Annotated in this window: 20 protein-coding genes; 9 read left to right on the top strand and 11 right to left on the bottom strand. The window is 70.0% G+C overall.

Annotated elements, in window-relative coordinates:
- The first annotated feature begins 157 nt into the window (after window positions 1-157).
- The 3 genes from ACFV2O_RS08370 to ACFV2O_RS08360 all read left to right on the top strand — a co-directional run bounded on the left by ACFV2O_RS08370 (window position 158) and on the right by ACFV2O_RS08360 (window position 4,567).
- Window positions 158-1,429, top strand: a complete 1,272-nt coding sequence (locus ACFV2O_RS08370) for an acetoin utilization protein AcuC (protein WP_379251181.1) — start codon at window positions 158-160, stop codon at window positions 1,427-1,429.
- Complete coding sequence (locus tag ACFV2O_RS08365; protein ID WP_379251180.1) at window positions 1,422-4,094, top strand: GNAT family N-acetyltransferase; 2,673 nt, start codon at window positions 1,422-1,424, stop codon at window positions 4,092-4,094. The genes ACFV2O_RS08370 and ACFV2O_RS08365 overlap by 8 nt, the downstream gene beginning before the upstream one ends.
- A gap of 170 nt (window positions 4,095-4,264) precedes the next feature.
- Window positions 4,265-4,567 carry a DUF4333 domain-containing protein gene (locus ACFV2O_RS08360; RefSeq protein WP_379251179.1) on the top strand — a complete coding sequence of 101 codons (303 nt, stop codon included), beginning with the start codon at window positions 4,265-4,267 and terminating at the stop codon, window positions 4,565-4,567.
- A gap of 164 nt (window positions 4,568-4,731) precedes the next feature.
- Here ACFV2O_RS08360 and ACFV2O_RS08355 read toward each other — a convergent pair whose 3' ends face one another.
- From ACFV2O_RS08355 to ACFV2O_RS08345, 3 genes are all read right to left on the bottom strand, one after another.
- Window positions 4,732-5,700, bottom strand: a complete 969-nt coding sequence (locus tag ACFV2O_RS08355; protein ID WP_355070340.1) for a sigma-70 family RNA polymerase sigma factor — start codon at window positions 5,698-5,700, stop codon at window positions 4,732-4,734.
- A 194-nt stretch (window positions 5,701-5,894) separates the two neighbouring features.
- The gene (locus tag ACFV2O_RS08350; RefSeq protein WP_379251178.1) at window positions 5,895-7,412 is read right to left on the bottom strand and encodes a methyltransferase; all 1,518 of its coding nucleotides are present in this window, start codon (window positions 7,410-7,412) and stop codon (window positions 5,895-5,897) included.
- A gap of 94 nt (window positions 7,413-7,506) precedes the next feature.
- Window positions 7,507-8,250 carry a VOC family protein gene (locus ACFV2O_RS08345; protein WP_355070344.1) on the bottom strand — a complete coding sequence of 248 codons (744 nt, stop codon included), beginning with the start codon at window positions 8,248-8,250 and terminating at the stop codon, window positions 7,507-7,509.
- Window positions 8,251-8,440: 190 nt separating this feature from the next.
- Here ACFV2O_RS08345 and ACFV2O_RS08340 point away from each other — a divergent pair, with 190 nt between their 5' ends.
- On the top strand, window positions 8,441-9,736 hold the full coding sequence (locus ACFV2O_RS08340) for an MFS transporter (RefSeq protein ID WP_355070346.1): 1,296 nt from the start codon (window positions 8,441-8,443) through the stop codon (window positions 9,734-9,736).
- Window positions 9,737-9,755: 19 nt separating this feature from the next.
- On the opposite strand, the gene ACFV2O_RS08335 is transcribed toward ACFV2O_RS08340, so the two are convergent.
- On the bottom strand, window positions 9,756-10,109 hold the full coding sequence (locus ACFV2O_RS08335) for a DUF3099 domain-containing protein (protein WP_355071024.1): 354 nt from the start codon (window positions 10,107-10,109) through the stop codon (window positions 9,756-9,758).
- Window positions 10,110-10,358: 249 nt separating this feature from the next.
- Here ACFV2O_RS08335 and ACFV2O_RS08330 point away from each other — a divergent pair, with 249 nt between their 5' ends.
- Complete coding sequence (locus ACFV2O_RS08330) at window positions 10,359-10,595, top strand: DUF3039 domain-containing protein (protein ID WP_039799212.1); 237 nt, start codon at window positions 10,359-10,361, stop codon at window positions 10,593-10,595.
- 9 nt (window positions 10,596-10,604) lie between these two features.
- Here the strand turns inward: ACFV2O_RS08330 and ACFV2O_RS08325 are convergent, their stop codons facing one another.
- Window positions 10,605-11,747: a YihY/virulence factor BrkB family protein gene (locus tag ACFV2O_RS08325; protein WP_379251177.1), complete on the bottom strand. Its 1,143-nt coding sequence runs from the start codon at window positions 11,745-11,747 to the stop codon at window positions 10,605-10,607.
- 192 nt (window positions 11,748-11,939) lie between these two features.
- On the opposite strand from ACFV2O_RS08325, the gene ACFV2O_RS08320 reads away from it, so the two are divergent.
- Window positions 11,940-13,694 carry a DEAD/DEAH box helicase gene (locus ACFV2O_RS08320; RefSeq protein ID WP_379251563.1) on the top strand — a complete coding sequence of 585 codons (1,755 nt, stop codon included), beginning with the start codon at window positions 11,940-11,942 and terminating at the stop codon, window positions 13,692-13,694.
- A 6-nt stretch (window positions 13,695-13,700) separates the two neighbouring features.
- On the opposite strand, the gene ACFV2O_RS08315 is transcribed toward ACFV2O_RS08320, so the two are convergent.
- Window positions 13,701-14,303: a TetR/AcrR family transcriptional regulator gene (locus tag ACFV2O_RS08315; RefSeq protein WP_379251176.1), complete on the bottom strand. Its 603-nt coding sequence runs from the start codon at window positions 14,301-14,303 to the stop codon at window positions 13,701-13,703.
- Between the two features lie 105 nt (window positions 14,304-14,408).
- On the opposite strand from ACFV2O_RS08315, the gene ACFV2O_RS08310 reads away from it, so the two are divergent.
- Window positions 14,409-15,149 (top strand): SDR family NAD(P)-dependent oxidoreductase, encoded by a 741-nt coding sequence (locus ACFV2O_RS08310; protein ID WP_379251175.1) that lies wholly within the window; start codon window positions 14,409-14,411, stop codon window positions 15,147-15,149.
- A 273-nt stretch (window positions 15,150-15,422) separates the two neighbouring features.
- Here ACFV2O_RS08310 and ACFV2O_RS08305 read toward each other — a convergent pair whose 3' ends face one another.
- Both ACFV2O_RS08305 and ACFV2O_RS08300 read right to left on the bottom strand, forming a co-directional pair.
- Window positions 15,423-15,977 (bottom strand): hypothetical protein, encoded by a 555-nt coding sequence (locus ACFV2O_RS08305; RefSeq protein ID WP_379251174.1) that lies wholly within the window; start codon window positions 15,975-15,977, stop codon window positions 15,423-15,425.
- Window positions 15,977-17,743 (bottom strand): DEAD/DEAH box helicase, encoded by a 1,767-nt coding sequence (locus tag ACFV2O_RS08300; RefSeq protein WP_379251172.1) that lies wholly within the window; start codon window positions 17,741-17,743, stop codon window positions 15,977-15,979. The genes ACFV2O_RS08305 and ACFV2O_RS08300 overlap by 1 nt, the downstream gene beginning before the upstream one ends.
- 157 nt (window positions 17,744-17,900) lie before the next feature.
- Between ACFV2O_RS08300 and ACFV2O_RS08295 the strand changes: the two genes are divergently transcribed.
- The gene (locus ACFV2O_RS08295) at window positions 17,901-18,608 is read left to right on the top strand and encodes a TetR/AcrR family transcriptional regulator C-terminal domain-containing protein (RefSeq protein WP_364426097.1); all 708 of its coding nucleotides are present in this window, start codon (window positions 17,901-17,903) and stop codon (window positions 18,606-18,608) included.
- Window positions 18,609-18,712: 104 nt separating this feature from the next.
- On the opposite strand, the gene ACFV2O_RS08290 is transcribed toward ACFV2O_RS08295, so the two are convergent.
- Window positions 18,713-18,907, bottom strand: coding sequence for a hypothetical protein (locus tag ACFV2O_RS08290; protein WP_036538000.1), 195 nt, complete (start codon window positions 18,905-18,907; stop codon window positions 18,713-18,715).
- A gap of 276 nt (window positions 18,908-19,183) precedes the next feature.
- Here ACFV2O_RS08290 and ACFV2O_RS08285 point away from each other — a divergent pair, with 276 nt between their 5' ends.
- Window positions 19,184-19,543, top strand: coding sequence for a DUF952 domain-containing protein (locus ACFV2O_RS08285; RefSeq protein ID WP_379251170.1), 360 nt, complete (start codon window positions 19,184-19,186; stop codon window positions 19,541-19,543).
- On the opposite strand, the gene ACFV2O_RS08280 is transcribed toward ACFV2O_RS08285, so the two are convergent.
- Together ACFV2O_RS08280 and ACFV2O_RS08275 are read right to left on the bottom strand one after the other, a co-directional pair.
- The gene (locus ACFV2O_RS08280) at window positions 19,544-20,191 is read right to left on the bottom strand and encodes a response regulator (protein WP_379251168.1); all 648 of its coding nucleotides are present in this window, start codon (window positions 20,189-20,191) and stop codon (window positions 19,544-19,546) included. It abuts the gene before it with no gap.
- Entirely contained in the window at window positions 20,188-21,363 is a 1,176-nt protein-coding gene (locus tag ACFV2O_RS08275) for a sensor histidine kinase (RefSeq protein WP_379251166.1), read from the bottom strand. The genes ACFV2O_RS08280 and ACFV2O_RS08275 overlap by 4 nt, the downstream gene beginning before the upstream one ends.
- Window positions 21,364-21,439: the final 76 nt, after the last annotated feature.

The raw sequence follows: 21,439 nt of genomic DNA, 5'->3' as shown, positions 1-21,439 counted from the left end.
GTGCCGGATCGTGTCGCTCCACGCTGCGCACGACATCTCCGGCGGCATTGCGGGAACGTGATCGGCGCACGGCAGGCGGCCGTGAGCATACTTTCTTGTATTTGTACTGCATAGGAACGTTTCGCGGGGTTCCTTGCTTCCCGCTAGCGTTGCGAGCATGGCCACTGCACCGCGCGGCGAACCTCGGGCGCCGATTTCGCCCGGAACGAGCCGCCCCGCAACCGTCGTCTGGACCGAGCGGTTCCTGGATTACCGCTGGACTCCGGAGCACCCGATGCAGCCCGCGCGCCTGAAGTTCACCATGGCGCTGGCGGAGAGTCTCGGCTTGCTCGATGGCGTCGAAGTGCTCGAGCCCGCCGCCGCGGAACGCCCCGATCTGTTGCGCGTCCACACGCCCGACTACCTGGACGCGGTCGAACGCGCCGTGCCGCCGGTGGGTTCGCCTGCCGCTCCACCCTTCGGTCTCGGTTCCCCGGACAATCCGGTTTTTCCGCGAATGCACCAGGCGGCGTCCACGATCGTCGGCGGCACGCTGGCCGCGGCCAGGGAGATCGCGGAGGGCCGCACCAACCGGGCGGTGAGCATCGGCGGCGGCATGCACCACGCGATGGCCGATTCGGCGGCGGGGTTCTGCGTGTACAACGACGCGGCGGTGGCCATTTCCTGGCTGCTGGACCACGGTTTCGACAAGATCGCCTACATCGACGTGGATGTGCACCACGGCGACGGCGTGCAACGGGCCTTCTACGCCGACCCACGGGTACTGACCATCTCGCTGCACCAGCATCCGGCCACCCTGTGGCCCAACACCGGTTGGCCGGAGGAGATCGGCGTCGGCGCGGCGGAGGGCACGTCGATCAACCTGCCGTTGCTGCCGGGCACCCGGGACGCTCAGTGGCTGCGAGGGTTTCATGCCGTGGTCCCGGGCGCGGTGGAGGCATTCCGTCCGCAGATCGTGGTCAGCCAGTGCGGGGTGGACAGCCATCGGGAAGATCCGCTGGCCGACCTGGAACTCACCGTCGACGGACAGCGCGCGGCCTTCCGCGCCATGCGTGAACTCGCCGACCGCTATGCCGAAGGACGCTGGCTGGCCGTCGGTGGTGGCGGATACGGGTTGGTCCGGGTGGTGCCGCGGGCCTGGACCCACTTGCTGGCCACCGCGTTGGATCGCACCATCGATCCCGCGACAGCGATCCCGCAGGACTGGATCGACCTGATCGGCGCGGCGGTGCCGCGGGCGGACCCGCCGCGCACCATGGGCGACGGCGGTGACGTCGCCTACCGTCCATGGGACGGCCCCGGCGGTACCGGTGAGACCGGTGACGTACGGGTCGATCGCGCCCAACGTGCCGTCGACATGGCCGTGCTGGCCACCCGCCGAGCGACTTTCGGGTTGCTGGGTCTGGACCCGGAGGATCCTCGTGACTGACTTTCCCGACACCGCGGACACTCCCGCCACCCCGCCCCCGCCGCCGCAGCACTGGTTCGCCGACGTGCTCGCCTCCGACGGTGGCGTCGTACGACTGCGCCCGATCACTCCCGACGACGCCGAGCGGCTGCAGGAGTTCCACGGCGCGCTGTCGGACCGCACCAGGTATCTGCGATATTTCGGCCCGTACCCCAGGATCTCGCCGAAGGATTTGTATCGCACCACGCATGTCGACTACCACGACCGGGTCGGCCTGGTGCTGGAACTCGGCGAGGCGATCGTCGCGGTGGGCCGCTACGAGTTGCTGGAGCGGGGTGGGCCGCGGGCGGCGGAGGTCGCGTTCGTGGTCGCCGACGGCCATCAAGGGCGCGGGCTCGGCTCGATCCTGCTGGAGCATCTGGCCGGCGCCGCCGCGGAGAACAAGATCGAGACCTTCGTCGCCGAGGTGCTCGCGGAGAACACCGTCATGGTGACGGTCTTCCGCGACGCGGGCTACCAGGTCGAGCGCAGCCGGGACGGGTCGGTCCTGCATCTCGAGTTCGCCATCGACCCCACCGAAGCATTGCTGTCGGTGCGTGATTCGCGCGAACGCGCATCCGAGGCGCGCAGCGTGGGCAATCTGCTCACCCCGCGATCGGTGGCGGTGATCGGCGCCACCCCCGCGACCGGGCGGGTGGGCGGGGCGGTGCTGTCGAATCTGCTGTCGGGTCTGTTCCAGGGGCCGGTGTTCCCGGTGAACCCGAACCGCAAGTCGGTGCGCGGGGTGCGGGCGTACGCGACGGTCCGGGAGATTCCCGACGAGGTCGATCTCGCCGTGGTCGCGGTGCCGCCCGCGGCGATCGGCTCGGTGCTCGACGACTGCATGGCCAAAGGGGTCAAAGGCCTCGTCGTGCTGACCGCGGGTTTCGGTGAGACCGGCGCCGGGGGGTCGGCGGCCGAACGCGAACTGGTGGCGGCCGCTCGTGGGCACGGCATGCGCGTGGTCGGGCCGAGCGCGCTCGGCATCGCGAATACCGATCCGGCGGTCGCCATGAACGCGACCCTCGCCCCGGTGTTGCCCGGTCGCGGACGTATCGGTTTCTTCTGCCAGTCCGGGCCCTTGGGCGCGGCCATCCTCGGGGAGGCGGCCGCCCGCAATCTCGGTTTGTCGACGTTCGTGTCGGCCGGTAACCGTGCCGACGTCTCCGGCAACGACCTGCTGCAGTACTGGGACAGCGACTCGGACACCGATGTGGTGCTGCTGTACCTGGAAAGCTTCGGTAATCCGCGCAAGTTCTCCCGGATCGCGCGCCGGGTGGCCCGGACCAAGCCGATCGTCGCGGTGAGCAGCGGCCGCTCGGTCGCTCAGCCCGCAGGGGACATGGACCGGTCGATCGTGCGGGATCTGTTCGCCCAGGCCGGAATCGTCCAGGTCGACTCGATCTCCGAACTGTTCGACTGCGCCGCTCTGCTGGGCTATCAGCCGTTGCCGCGCGGCTCGCGGCTGGCGGTCGTCGGCAACAGCGCGGCGCTCAACTGGCTGGCCGTCGACGCGGCGCAGGGGGAGGGCCTCGAGGTCGGCGAGCCGGTCAACCTCGGTCCGCAGGCGACGCCGGGCGCGTATCTGGACGCTCTGGTCGCAGCGTTGCGCTCGGACGAGACGGACGCCTTGATCGTCGTTTTCGCACCTCCGGTGCCGCTGCCGACCGCCGGTTTCGCCGACGCGATCCGAGCGGCGGCGGCCGCGGTGCCCGAGGCGAACAAGCCGATTCTCACCACGTTCGTCGCCGAGCAAGGGATTCCGAACCTGCTCGCGGTGCGTGGTCCCGGCGCCACGGCGGCGCACGGCTCGATCCCGTCGTATCCGGATCCGGAACGCGCGGCTCGAGCGCTGGCCCGGGTGCGGCGATACGCCGCATGGCGAACCAGGCCGGTCTCGCCGGTGGTGCGGCCGGAGGGCATCGACACCGACCGTGCGCGTCAATTGGTGGCCGATTGGATGGCCGGTTCGGGCGGTCGGCGGCTCACCGATCTGGAAACGGTGGAACTGCTTGCTTGCTATGGCATCTCGGTCGTCGAGTTCCGCGAGGTACGCAATGCCGAGGAAGCGGTCGCCGCCGCGGAAGAACTCGGCTATCCGGTAGCGGCCAAGGCGACCGGCGAGTTGTGGCGGCGTAGACCGGATCTCACCGGCGTCCGGCTCGATCTGTGGCGTCCCGAAGCGGTGCGACAGGGATACGCGGACTTGGCGGAGTTGTGCGGTGATCCGGTACTGCACATCCAGAAGATGGCCACCAAGGGTGTCGGCTGCATCCTGCGCGTCCAGGACGACCCGTCGTTCGGCTCGGTGATCGAATTCGGCCTGTCCGGCCTGATCATCGAGTTGCTCGGCGACCGCGCCTATCGGGCACTGCCGTTGACCGCCGACGAGGCGACGGCCCTGATCGACGCGCCGCGAGCCGCACCGTTGCTGTCGGGTACGCCGGCGAGTCCACGCGTGGACAAAGCGGCCCTCGCCGAACTGGCCCAGCGCATTTCGGCGCTGTTCGACGACCTGCCGGAGATGCGGGAACTGTCCTTCGATCCGGTGCTGGCCTCGCCGACATCAGCGGAGATCCTGTACGCCCGCGCCCGGATCGGCCCGCAGCCCAGCCGTTTCGACACCGGTCCGCGCCGATTGGGTTGAGCCTCGGCGGATCCGCCGGGCGAATTCGCTGCGCAGCACGCCCCGCCTATCGCGTGGCACGGCTGAGACATCGGCTCGCACACGTCACACGCGAAATGTCCGATAACGGACGATCGCTTCTGCCGCGATCTGGGGATGTCACGTTCGTCCGTCAGAAAGGCCTGCTCGCCATGAAGATTCGCAGTGTTGCCGTCTTGTCGCTGCTCGCGGCGGCGCTCACCGCGTGTTCCGTCACAATCGGCACCCCGAAGGTGAAGGAGGCCGACTTGGAGAAGTCGGTCAAGGACTCGCTCACCGAGAAGGTCGGGCAGGAACCCGACGCGATCGATTGCCCCGGTGATCTCACTGGCAAAGAAGGGACCACCATGCGTTGCACGCTCACCGCGGCCGGGAACACGCTCGGTGTGACGCTGACGGTGACCTCGGTGGAAGGCGACACCGTGAAATACGACATCGCGGTGGACCAGAGCTGAGCCGACGCGGCGCGGAGAGGGGGATACGACACCGCCGACCGGCCCGCGCGACGCCCGGAGGGGACGGGCACGCGCGCATACCGGTCGGCGCGGGAAGGTGACCCTGGCGGAAGGGCCACCGAGCCGAACGCCGGCGCTGTCTCGGGGCGGCCGGCGCCGGACGATCAGCTGGCGTAGGCGCGGAGCCGGTCGGCCCGCTCACCCTTGCGCAGCTTCGCCATGACTTCACGCTCGATCTGACGTACCCGCTCGCGGGAGAGACCGAAGAGCTTGCCGATCTGGTCCAGCGTGCGCGGCTGGCCGTCGTCCAAGCCGAACCGCAGCCGGATGACCTGCTGTTCGCGCTCGTCCAGGGTGGCGAGCACGCTGCGCACATCGTGGTGCAGCAGACCGGCGATGACCGCGGACTCGGCCGAGGTGGCCTCGGAGTCCTCGATGAAATCGCCCAGCGGGGCCTCTTCGTCGTTGCCGACCGGCATGTCCAGGCTCACCGGGTCGCGGCTGTGGTCGAGCAGATCGGAGATCTTGTCGACCGGGATGCCGGATTCGTTGGCCAGTTCCTCGTCGGTGGCCTCGCGGCCCAGCTGCTGATGCAGTTCGCGCTTGATCCTGGCCAGCTTGTTCACCTGCTCGACGAGGTGGACGGGCAGGCGGATGGTGCGGCTCTGGTCGGCCATGCCGCGAGTGATGGCCTGCCGGATCCACCAGGTGGCGTAGGTGGAGAACTTGAAGCCCTTGGCGTAGTCGAACTTCTCCATGGCGCGGATCAACCCGAGGTTGCCCTCTTGGATCAGGTCGAGCAGCGGCATGCCGCGGCCGGTGTACCGCTTGGCGAGCGAGACAACAAGGCGCAGGTTGGCTTCGAGCAGGTGCGACCGGGCGGCCTGACCGTCGCGCACGATCATCGCCAGATCACGCTTGCGGGACGCCGACAGTCGCTTGCCGGTTTCCAGCAGGTACTGCGCGTAGAGGCCCGCCTCGATGCGCTTGGCCAGCTCGACCTCGTCGGCAGCGGTGAGCAGCGCGGTGCGGCCGATTCCGTTCAGGTACACACGTACCAAGTCGGCGGCAGGGCTCTGAGCGTCGAGGTCCGAATCGCTGGTGCGCACACGAGTGGTGGCGGGGCTTGTCATGACTTGCCTCCTGTCGGTGGTGTCTCACTCCGATAAACGGACCCGACAGGGAGAAAGTTCCCCGTTACGGCTGGCATAAACCGCTCTGAGCAGCGGTTTTCGCCCTTCTCGTCTGAGAAGTTCCTGAGAAGCGCCGCAGCGCGGGGACGATCCCCGGCCAGGACCTGCACCGGCCGGCGCGCGGCTGCCGTTTCTCACACGGGCTTGATCAATCCGTGCCGAACCAGGCCGGTGACCACGGACAACGCGTCGGCGGCGAACTCGGTGCCCACCGCATCGGATCCATGGGCGAGCGCCAGCAGTTCGATCAGGTCGTACAACGGCAGGCCGTCGGCGTGCATTCCCGCCAGCAGTGAGATCGTCGCCTCATCCACTTCGTGCTGCCAGCGGGGGCCGTCGCCGCGATGCAGTCGCGCCACCTTCGGCTCCCATCCCTCGGCGTCGTGCAGATACACCCGCTCCAGCGCCGTCGCCCGGTCCACGACGAAACGTGAAGACCAGGCGAGATTTTCGTCGCCGGCGACGGCCCGCAACCAGGCCGAGCGCTCGAAATACCGGAAGGCCTCCTCGCCGAGCGGATCATCGAAGCCGTGGGTGAGGTCCTCGGCGAGCAATTCGGTCGGCCCATCGATGGCGCGCAGGTAGACGAACCCGAAACCGATGCCCGCCACGTCGGCTGCCTCGAAGGCGTCCAGCCAGCGCTCCGCGCGGGCCTGCGTGGCGGGATCGCGCGGGTCCGCGCCCGCGTCGCGCAACCAGGTGCCCACGTACAGGGCTGGGTCGGCGACGTCACGTTGCACCACCCAGGCGTCCACCCCGTGCGCGGGCAACCAGGAGGAGACGCGCCCGCGCCAGTCCTCGTCGTCGACATGGACCCACGCGGCGAGCATCGCGGCGGTACCGCCGGGCGCCAGCAAGTCGGCGGCCTGCGAGATGACCAACTCGCTCGCGCCGTCCAGTGCGAGGCCGGAATCGCGATAGGTGTGCTCGACACGCCCCGGGCCCACCACGAACGGAGGATTGGCCACGACCTGGTCGAACCGCCTGCCCCGCACCGGGTCGAACCAGGAGCCTTCCACCAGTTCGATGTCCAACTCGTTGAGCGCGGCGGTGGCCTCGGCCAGCCACAATGCGCGGGGATTGACATCGGTGGCGGTCACGCGCCGCGCGTAGGAGGCGGCGTGCACCGCCTGCACGCCGCACCCGGTGCCGAGGTCGAGCACCGTGCCGACCGGCCGGGTGGGTGTGGCGCGCAGCAGCGAGAGGGAGGCGTGGCCGACGCCGAGGACGTGATCCTCGGTCAGTGTGCGCCTGCGCATCGAGTCGTCGAGGTCGGACAGCACCCACCGAGTGCCCGCGCCCGTGTCGAGCGGCCGCAGGTCGAGCGCCGCACGCACCTCGTCGCCCTCACGCTCCAGCAGGCCCGCCGCGACCGCGCGATCCATCTCGACCGGCGCCAGCGCCGCGGCCACCTCCCGCTCGGGCAGCGCGTCGCCCAACAGCAACAGACGGATGAGGGTGCCCAGCTCGCCTGCCGCGCGGGCCGCGCGGCGCACCGGTACCGGCTCCGACCGGCCCAGCGCCGCGTGCGCCTCGCCGAGCACCTCGAGCAGGGTGTCGGCGTCGTAGCCCACCCGCGTGAGCGCGGTCCGCAGATCCGGGCACAGCGCGGCGAGCAGCGATCCGGTGGTCGTCGATCGGTTCGTAGGCACACCCGTACTCTGCCACCGCGACCACCGGGCGCGGATCAGGTGCCCGCTGTGTTCCGCGGCACCGCGCTGCCACTCGGGCCGCCGCCGGAGCCGGTCAGACCCCGCTGGGGTCGCGTCCGGTGACGCAGTACAACGCGTCGCCGGGATCGCTCAGGACTATCCAGTGTTCGTGACGTTCCACCACGGTCGCACCGAGTGACTCGTGCCACGCGGCGGTGGCGTCGATGTCGGTGGCCGCCAGATCGACGTGCGCGCTGGTCGGGCGGTTCTCGCCGAGGCGCTGCAACAGCAGCTGCGCGGGCAGCTGCCGTTCCTCGGAGCGCAACCGGGCGAACTCCGGCCGTCTGCCCGGTTGATGGGTCCAGCCGGTCAGCAGCGTCCAGAAGCGGGTCTCGACCTCGTGATCGTCGGGGCCGATGTCGAGGCACACCTGGTCCAGGCGCGACAGCGCGCCGTCCGGAGCCCGGACGGCGGGAGCGGGCGTGCTGGTGGCGCGGCCGCTGGGAGTCAGGCAGAACGTCTGGCCGCCGGGGGATCGCAGGACGGCGTAGCCGGGATGGTTGGCGACCAGCTCGGCCCCGAGGCCGAGCGCGGTGCGCACGGCGGAGGGGATGTCGTCGACGTCCAGGTCGAGGTGGACGCCGCCGAGGCCGGTCACCGCTTGCATCTTGACGCTCGCCGCGGCGAACAGCGCCGGGTCCGGCAACAGGGTGAGGAACTCGTCGTTCGCGCCGCGCCGAGGGGAGAGCTCGGTGCCGGTGACCGTGGACCAGAACTTCGCGCAGTCGTCGAAACGCTGCGCCGGGCGGTCCAGGAAGACCCAGATCCACCGAATCATGTGCACTCCTGTCTTGTCGCCCGCAACAAACCGTGGCCGGTGATCGTGGTGCGCGAGGCCTCATGCGACCCTAGGGACGCGTGCCCGCCTTGTCGAGAAAATACCGGCGCCGCCACATTTGGCAGGAATTCAATGTTATGTGGCATTTCAGCCACTCGTTGCGTGAGCATGGTTCGGGCAGGCTCATCGGGTGACCGAACTGCAGACGCCGACTCCCGTTTCCCTGGCTACCGCGCCGCGCCGGCGCTTACATCCGGCGTGGCCGGTCGCAGGCGTGGGCTTCATCGCCCTGCTGGGCGCGGCCGCGTTCCGCTCCGTGCCCAGCGTGCTGATGGACCCGTTGCACGAGGAGTTCGGCTGGTCGCACGGCACCATCGGGACGGCCGTTTCACTGAATCTGTTGCTATACGGCTTGATCTCGCCGTTCGCCGCCGCGCTGATGGATCGCTTCGGCATCCGCAGGGTGGTCGCCTGCGCGCTGCTGCTGGTCGCCGCGGGCAGCGGGCTGACGGTCTTCATGTCCCGGCCGTGGCACCTCGTGCTGACCTGGGGCCTGCTGGTCGGTGTCGGCGTCGGGTCGATGTCCATGCCGTTCGTCGCCACGATCACCGGCCGGTGGTTCGTGCGACAGCGCGGTCTGGTCACCGGCGTGCTCACCGCCGCGGGCGCGACCGGACAGTTGGTCTTCCTGCCGTTGGTGTCGGCGCTGGCGCACGCCCACGGCTGGCGGTTGCCGTCGCTGATCGTCGCGGGCGCGGCGCTGGCCGTGGCGCCGTTGGTTGTGCTGTTCATCCGGGACTACCCGAGCGACCTCGGCGTGCGAGCCTACGGCGCCGAGCCGGACAGCACGGCGGGCCTGCGCGTGCCCGCCGCGGGCGGCGCGTCGCGCGCGCTCACGGTGCTCGGGACGATCGCGAGGCGTCCCGGGTTCTGGCTGCTCGCAGGCGGTTTCGCGGTGTGCGGCGCGTCCACCAACGGGCTGGTCGGCACTCATTTCGTCAGTGCCGCGCACGATCACGGCATGCCGCCGACCGCCGCGGCGAGCCTGCTGGCCGTCGTCGGCGTCTTCGACGTGGCGGGCACCATCGCCTCGGGCTGGCTGACCGACCGGATCGATCCGCGCTACCTGCTGATCGGCTACTACACGCTGCGCGGTCTGTCGTTGCTGATCCTGCCCGCGCTGCTGGGTCCGGACACGCAACCGAGCCTGTGGGTGTTCATCGTCTTCTACGGTCTGGACTGGGTGGCCACGGTGCCGCCGACGGTCGTGCTGTGCCGCGAACTGTTCGGCGCCGACGGCCCCGTCGCGTTCGGCTGGGTGTTCGCCTCGCACCAGATCGGCTCGGCGGTGGCGGCCACCGGCGCGGGCGTGATCCGTGACCTGCAAGGCAGCTACGACCTCGCCTGGTACCTGGCGGGCGCTCTGTGCGGCGCCGCCGCCGTGATGTCGGCCGTCGTCCGCAGGCCTCCGGCAGCGGCGCGGTGAGCCGGTCTTTCCGGCGGGCTCAACCGTCGATGGCGTTGTGCGGACGCGACTCGATGGCCGTGCGCGGACGGTCCCACCTGCTGGGCTCGTCTTTGCGGCGTGGCGGACGATCGTTGGCGATCAGCACCGCGATCCAGGGCAGCGGAATCGACGCGACGATGATCAGGATGGACAGCAGCGGGTTGCCGAACGCGCTGTAGGCGATCGCGGCGAGGACCAGGCACGGGATGCGGAACGCCATGATGATCGTGTACCTGCGCACCCGGGCCCGGTGCTGATCGTCCAGCGAGGGCGCCGCCTCGGTGATCAACGCGGGGTGCTTGTCGTCGGTGCCTGGGAAGTATCCGGAGGAACGGCGGGGCTGCGTCGGCATCGTCACGTCGGGGTGCTCTTCGCGGTCGCGGCCGTCGGCGGATGGGGAATCGCCGTTCTGCTGCATACCCCGAGTCTTCCACTCGTGGTCCTTCCGCGCACACACCGAGGTGGGGTGGGGTTTGGTCGGCGGTGGCCGGTGATGCGACTCCGAGGTGGGGTCGGGTCTGCTCGGCGGTGGCCGGTGATGCGACACCGAGGTGAGACCGTGATCAGCGGGGTTGTCGCGCGATGCGGCATCATGGAGTGCGTGAGCACCGACACCATGGTTCGCCCGGATACGACGACCGACGAGACGACGGGCGACGACACCCCGAAGTTCTTCCACTACGTGAAGAAGGACAAGATCGCCGAGAGCGCCGTGCTGGGCACCCACGTGGTCGCGCTGTGCGGAGAGGTCTTTCCGGTGACCCGCTCGCCCAAGCCGGGCTCTCCGGTGTGCCCGGAGTGCAAGAAGGTCTACGACGGCCTACGCAAGGGCGACTGAGGCGACGATCTACTCGCCGGACGAGGACCGCGCCGCGCGCAGATCGAGCACGGCGCGCAGGTCGTCGGAGCCCGCGTCGTCCGGCCCCGCCGCGGCCTCGTCGGGATCCGTCGTGTCCGCGTCGGTTCCGCTCTCGCCGCGCACCTGATTGGCGATCCACTCCTTGACCTGCTCCATGCGCGTCGCGCGGGCGGGCCAGAACTCCTGCACCGCCGCGTTGAACTCCGCGCCCAGGATCACCGCGAAGCCCAGGAAGAACGTGAACAGCAGGAACGCGATCGGCGTCGCCAGCGCACCGTAGGTGACGCCGGTGCGGCTGACCCACGACAGGTAGCGGCGCAGCACTTCGCTGGCCGCCATGAAGAACACCCCCGCCACCAGCGCCCCGCCGAAGAGCCGGTGCCAGGGCAACGAGGTGTGCAGTGCCAGCTTGTACAGGGTGGTGAGCCCGACGATCAGCAGCAGGCCGACGCCCGGGTAGTAGAAGAAGTCCAGCAGTTGCAGTCCGGTGGCCCGCCACGCGGTGGGCAGCACCCGCCCGATCAGCGTCGGCCCCAGCGCCACCAGCGGCAGGATGAACACCGACGCCGCCAGGAACAGCAGGTACAGCAACAGCGCGAAGATGCGCTGCCACACCGGGTGCCGCGCGTCCTGCTGGTCGTGGGCCTCCACGATCGAGTCGACGAAGGTCGCCATCGCCGACGATCCGGCCCACAGCGACAGCACGAAGCCCACCGACACCACCGCTCCGCGCCCGCGCCCGAGGACGTCCTGCACCGTGGGCTCGATGAGATCGGACACCACGCTGGCGCTGAACAGCTCCCGGCTGAACGCGATGATCTTGGACTCGACGATCTGCACCGTGTCCGGGCCGAACCATCCGCCGACGTAACCGAGGCTGCCGAGCAGGCCGAGCAACAGCGGCGCCAGCGAGAGCGTCTGCCAGAACGCGGCCGCGGCCGATTTGGCGAAGATGGAATCCGTCCACGCCTTCGCCGCCACCCGCAGGATCAGCGCGGCGGCCCGTCTGCTCAACACCGCTGTGCACGCGCTCGCGCGGTCGGCCCAAGTGGGAGGGCGCACAGCGGCGGCGCGGGTCGACGGTGTGTCGGTCCGCGGCGGATCCCCCGGAATGGCGTGGTGCTCGGTCATCGTGCTTACAGCATCGCGCACTTCGGCGATCCGCATCGGAGTGTGCGCGCGACGTGTCGGTGGGCATCGGGTGAACTCCCAGCGTCCTGGCTGGTGGCCGTGTGATGCCCGTCGCGCCCGCCGCGTCGGTTTGGCGACACGCCGTGCCGGGCCGCTAGGGTCGTCTGCGTGACTGGGTCGGGTGGCGCCGCTGTGGCGGGAGAGGCAGAGACGCCGGGCGATTCGAAAGCGATCGGCCCCGCCGTCAGCGGCGGTTCCCTCCGCGCCTGGCAGCGACGTGCGCTGACGAAGTACCTGGCCACCAAACCACGGGACTTCCTCGCCGTGGCCACCCCTGGCGCGGGCAAGACCACCTTCGCGCTGCGCGTGGCCGCCGAACTGCTGGCCGACCGCACTGTGGACCAGATCACCGTGGTGGCGCCCACCGAACATCTGAAGCACCAGTGGGCACAGTCGGCGGCGCGCTCCGGGATCGCGCTGGACTCGCGGTTCTCCAACTCCACCGGTGGCACCTCGGGTGACTATCACGGTGTCGTGGTCACGTACGCGCAGGTCGCCGCGCATCCCTCGCGCCACCGCGTGCGCACCGAGAATCGCAGGACGCTGGTCGTTCTCGACGAGATCCATCACGCGGGAGACGCCAAGAGCTGGGGTGACGCGACCGCTGAGGCGTTCGGCGACGCGACTCGCCGCCTCGCCCTGACCGGTACCCCGTTCCGCAGCGACGACAGCCAGATCCCTTTCGTCGTCTACGAACCCGACGAGTCCGGTTTCCCGAAGTCCCGCGCCGACCACACCTACGGCTACGCCGAGGCGCTCGCCGACGGCGTGGTGCGGCCGGTGGTCTTCCTGGCCTACTCCGGCGAAGCGCACTGGCGCGACAGCGCGGGCGAGGAGTATTCCGCCCGCCTCGGCGAGCCGCTGAACGCCGAGCAGACCGCCCGTGCCTGGCGGACCGCGCTCGACCCGGCCGGCGACTGGATCTCCGCCGTGCTGCGCGCCGCCGACATCCGGCTGCGCCAGAAGCGCGCCTCCGGCATGCCCGACGCGGGCGGTCTGGTGATCGCCACCGACCAGGACCGTGCCCGCGACTACGCCGAACTGCTGGAACACATCTCGGGTGAGAAGCCGGCGCTGGTGCTGTCCGACGACCCGGCCTCCTCCAACCGCATCGCCGAATTCAGCAACAGCACCCAGCCCTGGATGGTCGCGGTCCGCATGGTGTCCGAGGGCGTCGACGTGCCGCGCCTCGCCGTCGGGGTGTACGCGACCAGCGCCTCCACCCCGTTGTATTTCGCGCAGGCGATCGGGCGTTTCGTGCGTGCCCGTAAGTCCGGCGAGACCGCGACGGTGTTCCTGCCGTCGGTACCGGTGCTGCTGGATCTGGCCGCGCAACTGGAGTTGCAGCGCGACCACGTCATCGGCAAGCCGCACCGGGAGAAGAACGGCTTGGACGACGACTTGCTGATCGAGGCGAACAAGCAGCAGGACGAACCGGGCGAGCAGGAGAAGTCCTTCGTCGCGCTGGCCGCCGACGCCGAGCTCGACCAGGTGATCTACGACGGATCCTCCTTCGGTACCGCGACTTTCGCCGGAAGCGACGAGGAAGCCGACTACCTCGGGATTCCGGGCCTGCTGGACGCCGAGCAGATGCGCGCGCTGTTGCGTGAGCGGCAGGCCAGACAGGTCGCGGATCGGAGCCTGTCCGCGCCCGTCCCGGATCCCGGTCCACAGGTGGCGGGCGCCGCGGAGCGGGTCGCCACCGCCGATCGGCTCGGCGAGCTGCGGCGCGAACTCAACAGCCTGGTGGCGATGCATCACCATCGCACCGGGAAGCCGCACGGCGTGATCCACGGCGAGCTGCGCCGCGAGTGCGGCGGGCCGCCGACCGCGCTGGCCACCGCCGAACAACTCGGTGAGCGCATCGCGGCGCTGCGCCGGAAGTAGCCCGCGTCAGTCGGCCGGGGCGGGCCAGGCGGCCATGGCGCAGTCGATGGACGCGGTGAGTTCCGGCAGCGCCGCGCCGTCCCGTGCCTGGATGGACAACCCGTAGAGGACCGTCGTGTAGAAAGCGGCGAGCGCCGCGCTGTCGGTACCGGGCGGCAGATCGCCCTCGGCGACGCCGCGCTCGAGTCGTCGCCGGATGTCTTCGGTCGTCGCGCGGCGCTTGTCGATCAGGAAATCGCGGATGCCGGTGTTTCTCGTGGTGTAGGTGGAGCCCGCGAGCACGACCATGCACCCGTGCGGCTTGTTCTCCTCGGTGTAGGCCATCGCGTTGTCCCGCAGCATCGCCTCGATGGCCGCCCGCGCGGTGGGTTCCTCGCGCAGCGCACGGGCGGTGTAGCCGCCGTCGGTGTGCCCGTAGAGGTCGACGGCCGCGCGGAACAACGCCTCCTTGCCGCCGAACGCGGCGTACAGGCTGGGTGAGTTGATCCCCATCGCGGCGGTGAGGTCGTTCATCGACGCGCCCTCGTAGCCGTGTTCCCAGAACACCTCCATGGCGCGGCGCAAGGCCTCGGCGCGATCGAAGGCGCGTGGTCGTCCCCGTTCAGCCATGCCGAACCTTTCTGTGTCGATCGTTAAATATACCCCTTGACACCGCGGCGGCGGATGCGCTTGGCTATTTATGTATTGATCGACACAAAAATAGAAGGAGTACCGATGCCGGAGCTGACGGGCAAGGTCGCACTGGTCACCGGGGGTAGCCGCGGGATAGGGGCGGCGATCGTGCGCCGCCTCGCCGAGGCGGGCGCGGACATGGCGCTGACCTACCAGCACGCCGAGGGGCAGGCGAAGACGGTGGTCGGCGAGGTCGAGGCGCTCGGGCGGCGAGCCGTCGCCATCCAGGCCGACAGCGCCGACGCCACCGCCGTGCGCACGGCGGTGGACCGCGCGGCGTCCGAACTCGGCGGGCTGGACATCCTGGTCAACAACGCGGGGATCTTCCCGGCGAAGCCGTTCGAGGAGTTCACCGTCGCGGAGATCGACAACGCGCTCGGTGTGCACGCGCGCGCCGCGTTCGTCGGCGCGCAGGCCGCGGTCGCGCACATGACCGACGGCGGGCGGATCATCAGCATCGGGACCAACCTGACCGATCACGCGCCGTTCGACGGGGTGACGCTCTACAACCTCAGCAAGTCCGCCCTCAACGGATTCACCAAGGCGCTGGCGCGCGAACTGGGCCCGCGCGCGATCACGGTGAACCTCGTCCAGCCCGGCTCCACCGACACCGACATGAATCCGGGCGACGGAGCGCATGCGGGCAGGCAGCGCGACCTGACCGCGCTCGGGCGCTTCGGCGCCGCCGACGATGTGGCGGCGACGGTGGCCTTCCTGGCCGGGCCGTCCGGTCGCAGCGTGACCGGTGCGTTCCTCACCGTTGACAGCGGGACCAACGCCTGATCATCTCGGCGAAATGCCGCCGCTGCGGGACCACGACCGCTCGCTGGAACGCCGCGACGTACGTGCTCGGCGTCGCGGGACCGATCGGCTCGCGACCCGCGCGAGCGGCATGCCCGTGGCAGAGCAGCGGCAACGATGCGGCGGGGTCCACGTACGCCACCCGTCCACGACGCGAACCATCGAGATCGCCTCCGGCGCAGTAATTCTCCGCTTCCGGGGCCAGACGGCGGGGGTGCGATCGGTGGCCCGGATACTCCGAGGTGGTTCGGCAGTTCAGCGCGGCGTCGTGGTGAAGAATCGCCGAGGATCCAGCGCACTGATCGGCGTCCACCGCGTCGCCGGTGCGGACTCGTCCGAGTCGTGCGGCGCGGCGGCGAAATAACCGAGGATCGCCAAGCCCAGTCGCGGATCCTCGTCGACTCGCCGTGCCATCTCGTAGAAGACGGCCAGAAGGTGCACGCATCGTGTCTTGCGCGCGGTGCACGAGCAGTCGGTACCCGCGAGGACGGGTGCGAGGGAAACCCCGGCCGCGCTGATCGCGCGGTGCACCTCGTCGGTCGGTACGGGCGGGTCCGGCACGAATCCGGCGATCGCGGTAACGGCGGTCCGGGACATGGGGGCCACCTCCACCTGCGTCACCGACGCCTGACCGCCCCGGTGGATGGTGGCCCGCACGACCTGTCCTTCGACGGTGGCCCGCACACCGTTGTTGCGCGCGATGCTGCGCGCGCGGGGCAGCAATGGGTCCGGCCGGGTCTGGCGCAGCGGCTCGGCCAGCCGGACCCAGTCCATGCCCCATGCGGTGTAGCCGAACTCGTTGTCCGCCATCAGTTCTCCCTCTTGCGGCGCAGTACCTCGATCAGCTGGGCGTCGTCCAGTGCGGCCAGCGCCGCGATACCCGCAGCGTCGCCGAGGTCGCGCAGCGCCGCCTTGCGGTCGTGCATGCCCGCGATGTGCTCCTCCACGGTGGTGGTGGAGGTCAGCGTGGTGACGGTGACCGTACGGGTCTGGCCGATCCGGTGCACCCGGTCGGAGGCCTGCGCCTCCACCGCCGGGTTCCACCAGCGATCGAAGTGGACGACGTCGGCGGCGCGGGTCAGCGTGAGCCCGGTGCCCGCCGCGCGCAGGCTGAGCACCAGCACCGGTGGCCCGTCCTCGGCCTGGAACCGGGTGACGATCTCGGCGCGCTCGGCCTGCGAAAGGCCGCCGTGGAAGAACGGCGCATCCACGCCGAACTGCTCGGCGAGATGCCGTACCAGCAGGTCACCGGTCTGCCGGTACTGCGTGAAAATCAGCGTCGGACTGCCGGTTTCGAGATTGGCGGCGACGATATCGGTGCACAGGTCGAGCTTCCCGGACCGGCCGGCGAGCTCGTCGAGTTCGCCGGTGATCAGGCCGGGATGGTTGCACACCTGCTTCAGGGCGGTCAGCGCCGCGAGCACGCGGCCGTGGCGCTCGATGCCCGCGCCGAATCCGTCGTCCACGGCCTTGTCGAGCAGTTGGTCGTACAGCTGTTCCTGTTCGGCGGTGAGGTCGCAGAGCAGGTCGCTGTGGATCTTCGCGGGCAGGGCGGCGGCGACCTGACGTTTCGTGCGGGCCAGCACCACCGGTTCGATGGTGCCGCGCAACCGTGCCGCGGCGGCGGCCGAACCCTCGTGGATGGGCCGCACGAAGCGCCGCCGGAACTGCGTCCGGTGCCCGAACAATCGGGGTGCCACCAGGTGCAGCAGGGCCCACAACTCATCGAGATGGTTCTCCACCGGCGTGCCGGTGAGTGCGACCGTGGCGGCCGCGTCGATCGCGCGCGCCGCCTTCGCGACCTGGGTGCGGGGATTCTTCAGCGCCTGCGCCTCGTCGAAGACGGCCGTCGCCCACCTCCGCTGCGCCAGCAGCTGCCCATGTAACCGCAACGTCGGGTAACCGGCGACCACGATCGTCGCGGCGTCGGGATCGACGGCGCCGCCTCGCCACACGACCACGCGCAGCCCGGGCGCGAACCGGCCGATCTCGTGCGCCCAGTTGCCGACCAGCGAAGTCGGGCATACCACCAACTGCGGACCGGCCTCGGCCCTGTCGAGCAGGAAGCCGATGGTCTGCACGGTCTTGCCCAGCCCCATCTCGTCGGCGAGCACCGCGCCGCCGTGCGCGGCCACCGTTTCGCGCAGCCAGCCGACCCCGCGGGCCTGGTAGGGGCGCAGCCGGGCTTTCAGGGTGGCTCGCAGATCCGCCGTGACCGCCTCGGTGTCGCGCAGGACGGCCAATGCTCGTCGCGGGGAGACGATTGCCGTGCGGGACGCGTCCGGCACGGCGTGCGCGGCGATGGGCAGGGCATCGGCGTCCGGGCCGGACGGCTCACCGGCGGGGTCGGCGAGCGCGGAACGCACCACCTGTTGCCAGGCCAGGACCGACTCACCCGGGTGCTCCAGGCTCGAGTCCGCGAACGTCTCGGGATCCACCAAGGCGGCATCGACGTCGATGACCTCGAGGGCTCCGTCCACGCCGATGGGGACGGCCAGCGCGAGGGTCTCGCGGTCACCTGGACCGGTCGGAGCCGGACCGGTGGCGTGTCCGAGCCAGGTCCAGAGCGCGAACATGTGCCGATCCGGTAGATAAGTGGCGTGTGTGCTGGGCAGAGCGCACCCCTTGAATCAACGTATGGTGTACGGAGTAATCTGACAACGGACACCGTACCGGATCGGTTCCGAGGAGCCAGTGAGCGAAGACGTCACATCCGACGAGGCCAGGCGGCTGATGAGCTTGCTGTGGCGGCACGAACTACCGTCGCGCCCGGCAGGGCGCGGTCCGAAGCAGGCGGTCAGCGTGGACGCGGTGGTCGCCGCGGCGGTCGCGCTCGCCGACCGGCAGGGCTATGACAAGGTCTCCATCCGCACGGTCGCCGCCGAACTGGGGCTGCGGCCGATGAGTCTCTACACGTACGTACCGAGCAAAGACGCACTGACGGTGCTCATGGTCGACGCGGTGGCCGAGGAGGACGCGCCGGTTCCCGCCGATCTGCCGCCGCGTGAGCGCCTCGCCGCGGTGGCCCGCCAGGTGCGCGCGGAACTCCTCGCGCACCCCTGGCTGCTCGAGGTGTCGCCGTGGCGGCTCGTGCTCGGGCCGGGACGGATGCGTCGCTACGAGCGGCAGCTCGCCGCGATCGACGGGCTCGGCTTGCCGGACGTGGCGATGGACCGGGCGATCGCCGTGCTGTCGGAGTTCGCCACCGGAAACGCGCGTATGGCGGTGGCCGCGGCCCGCGAGACCGCGCGAATGAGCGACGCGCAGTGGTGGGAAGTGCACGGTCCGCTGCTGAGCGAGGTCATGCCGCCGAGCCGGTTCCCGCTCGCCGCACGTGTCGGGGCGGCGGTGGGTGAGCTGTACCAGGCGCCGGCCGACCCGGACGGCGCGTTCGAATACGGCCTGGCCAGGCTGCTGGACGGCATCCTCGGCGCGGACTGAGCGCCGCCGGACACAGCGACAGCGGGCGACCTGTGGGTCGCCCGCTGCCGGTGGAAACGGTGTTCTGTTGTTCGATGCTGTTGTGTCAGGACGCGAGGAGCAGGTCAGAGCGCGGGAGCGGACTCCGTGTCGATCACGGCGTCCAGCTCACGCAGCCGATCCATGTGTTCGTTCGCGTGGTGCTGGCAGAAGAGCAACTCTCCACCTGCGGGCAGTACGGCGCGCACACGGGCCGCCGCCCCGCAGCGGTCGCAACGATCGACCGCGGTCAGTGGGGTGCTTGTCAGGGTTCCTGGCATGACTCCTCCGTCCTGGCTCCCGGTCCCGACGACCGTTCACCTGGTGTGGGGCCCGTGGTCACTCACCACGAGCTCGCTACCGCTACTTCCCAGCAGGGGTATGACTACTCTGTCAGACGTTCGGGACGGGGGACTTTGTTCCCGCGGATGAAGCAGTGTGTTTTCGATAACACGACCAGGGATTTCGCTACGGGCGAACGCCGCTGGTCCTGTCGTAGATGTGCACTGCGTCACACTCTCGATCGGCCGATCCAGTTGTCTACCGGGAGATTACCCGTGACCTATGACACTCACACGCTTGTTCACCTATGCACTTTGGATGAATGGTTATCCGCGCGGCAAACGGGGGAGTACCGAGCGCCCTCCCTCGCCGAGGCAGGGTTCATCCATCTCTCGTCGCCGCAACAGGTGCACCTGCCCGCGAATCGCTTGTTCGGGGGACGGCGTGATCTGGTGTTGCTGCGGATCGACTCCCGCCGCGTCGGGTCGCCGATCAAGTGGGAGCCGGGCGTCCCGACCGATCCGGAGTCGATGCTCTTCCCGCACCTGTACGGCCCCCTGCCGGTGGGGGCGGTCACGGGGGTCGTAGAGTACCTGCCCGCGGCGGACGGGACATTCACCCCGCTCCAGGCGTGACTATCGGTCGCGGATCTCACGCGCCACGATGGCGGCCTGAACCCGCGACCGCACACCGAGTTTCGTCAGCACCCGGGACACGTGTGTTTTGACGGTCGTCTCGCCGATGAACAGCCGACCCGCGATCTGCGCGTTGGACAGGCCGTCGCCGAGGCAATCGAGCACTTCGCGTTCCCGCTCGGTGAGCTCGCCGAATCCGGCGGGAGCCGCTTGCGCGGCAATCTGATTCGACGCGGCGAACGCCGAGATCACCGCTCGCGTCACCTCCGGAGCCAGCACGCCGTCCCCGGCCGCGACCGCGCGCACCGCCTCGACCAGCGCCCGGCCCGACGTGGATTTCAGCACGAACCCGGAGGCGCCCGCGCGCAGCGTGCGAAAGACGTACTCGTCCAGGTCGAACGTGGTGAGGATCAGCACCTTCGCCACGCCGCCCGCGGTGATCCGCTCGGTCGCGGTGATCCCGTCCACCCCCGGCATGCGCACGTCCATCAGCACCACCTGCGGCCGCAGCGCTTTGGCCTGTGCCACCGCGACATCGCCGTCGGCGGCCTCGCCGACCACCTCGATATCGTCCTCGACGTCCAGGATCATCCGCAGGCCGGCGCGGATCGCGGCGTGGTCGTCGGCGATCACCACCCGAATCGTCATGCGGCGCCCACACAGCCGAGCGGCAGGGTGGCCAGAACTTCCCAGTGGCCGGAATCTGTTCCGGCGCGCAAGCTTCCGCCCAGTGCCGCGGCCCGCTCGCGCATGTTCACCAGACCGCGACGCCCCGCTCGGTCCACGGCCCGGTGGGGCCGCGCGGGCGTTGTCCTGTTGCGGACGGATATGGTCAGCCTCTCCTGCTCTGCGCGCACGTCGATGGAGACCTCCTGTCCCGGGGCGTGTTTCATGGCGTTGGTCAAAGCCTCCTGGACGATGCGATAAGCGGCCTGGTCGACAGCGCTGGGCAGCGCGGCGCCGTCCAGTGATTCGCGCACCCGTACCGAGATCCCCGCCGCGCGTGCGGCGTCCACCAGGATCGGCAACTGCGCGAGGGTGCGCGGCGCGGCTACTTCCGCCGCGCCGTCGTCGCTGTGCAGCAATCCGATCATGGTGCGCATCTCCTCCAGTGCGCTGACGCTGTTGGCGCGGATGGAGCGCATGATGCCGGCCACCGCCGGGTCGGCGTCGCGGCGGGCCAGCACGCCGAGCGCCGCCTCCGAGTGCAGTGCGATGGCCGACAGGTGCCCGGCGATCACGTCGTGCAGGTCGCGCGCCATCGTGGTGCGCTCGTCGGCGATGGCCGCGCGCCGGTCGAGTTCGGCGACCAAGGTCAGCGCCTCGGCGCGGGTGCGCTCGGCGTGCGCGACCTCCTTGTGCGTGCGCACCGAGTTCGCCCACCAGATCGGCGTCGCGACGAAGCTGAACACCGCCACCAGCGCCAGCGCGACCGCGCGCAGGTCGCCGGTCAAGGCGAGGGTCAGCACCACCACGACGACGGAGAGCGTCGACCAGGACAGCGCCGTGATCCGCGACGCCCGGCGCCCGGCGTACAGCACGGCCGCGTAGATCAAGTCGGCGTAGACGATCCACACCGGCACCGTGGCGCCCAGCCAGATGTCCACGGCCAGCGGCAAGAGCCCGGCAAGCATGGCCGCGACCGGCATCCGGCGCCGGCAGAAGGTCGCCAGGCACAGTAGGGCCAGCACACCGCACCGCACCCACAACGACGCCTGCTCGCCCCGCTCGGTCATGGTGGACAAGCCTGCGAGGTACAGCGCCGCGCCGCCGGCGAACGCGATCACGGCGCCCAGCGCATCCCGTGCCCGCTCCGGCACATCCGCCCACCGCCACACGCCTCCATCACAGCACAGCGACCGCGACGCGCCATCGGCCGAAGTGATGACCGATCCG

The sequence above is a fragment of the Nocardia sp. NPDC059691 genome (genome assembly GCF_042733915.1).
Taxonomy (GTDB): Bacteria; Actinomycetota; Actinomycetes; order Mycobacteriales; family Mycobacteriaceae; genus Nocardia; species Nocardia sichangensis.
The sequence above is the reverse complement of the archived record's forward strand: the minus strand, read 5'-3'. Positions and strand labels throughout refer to the sequence as shown.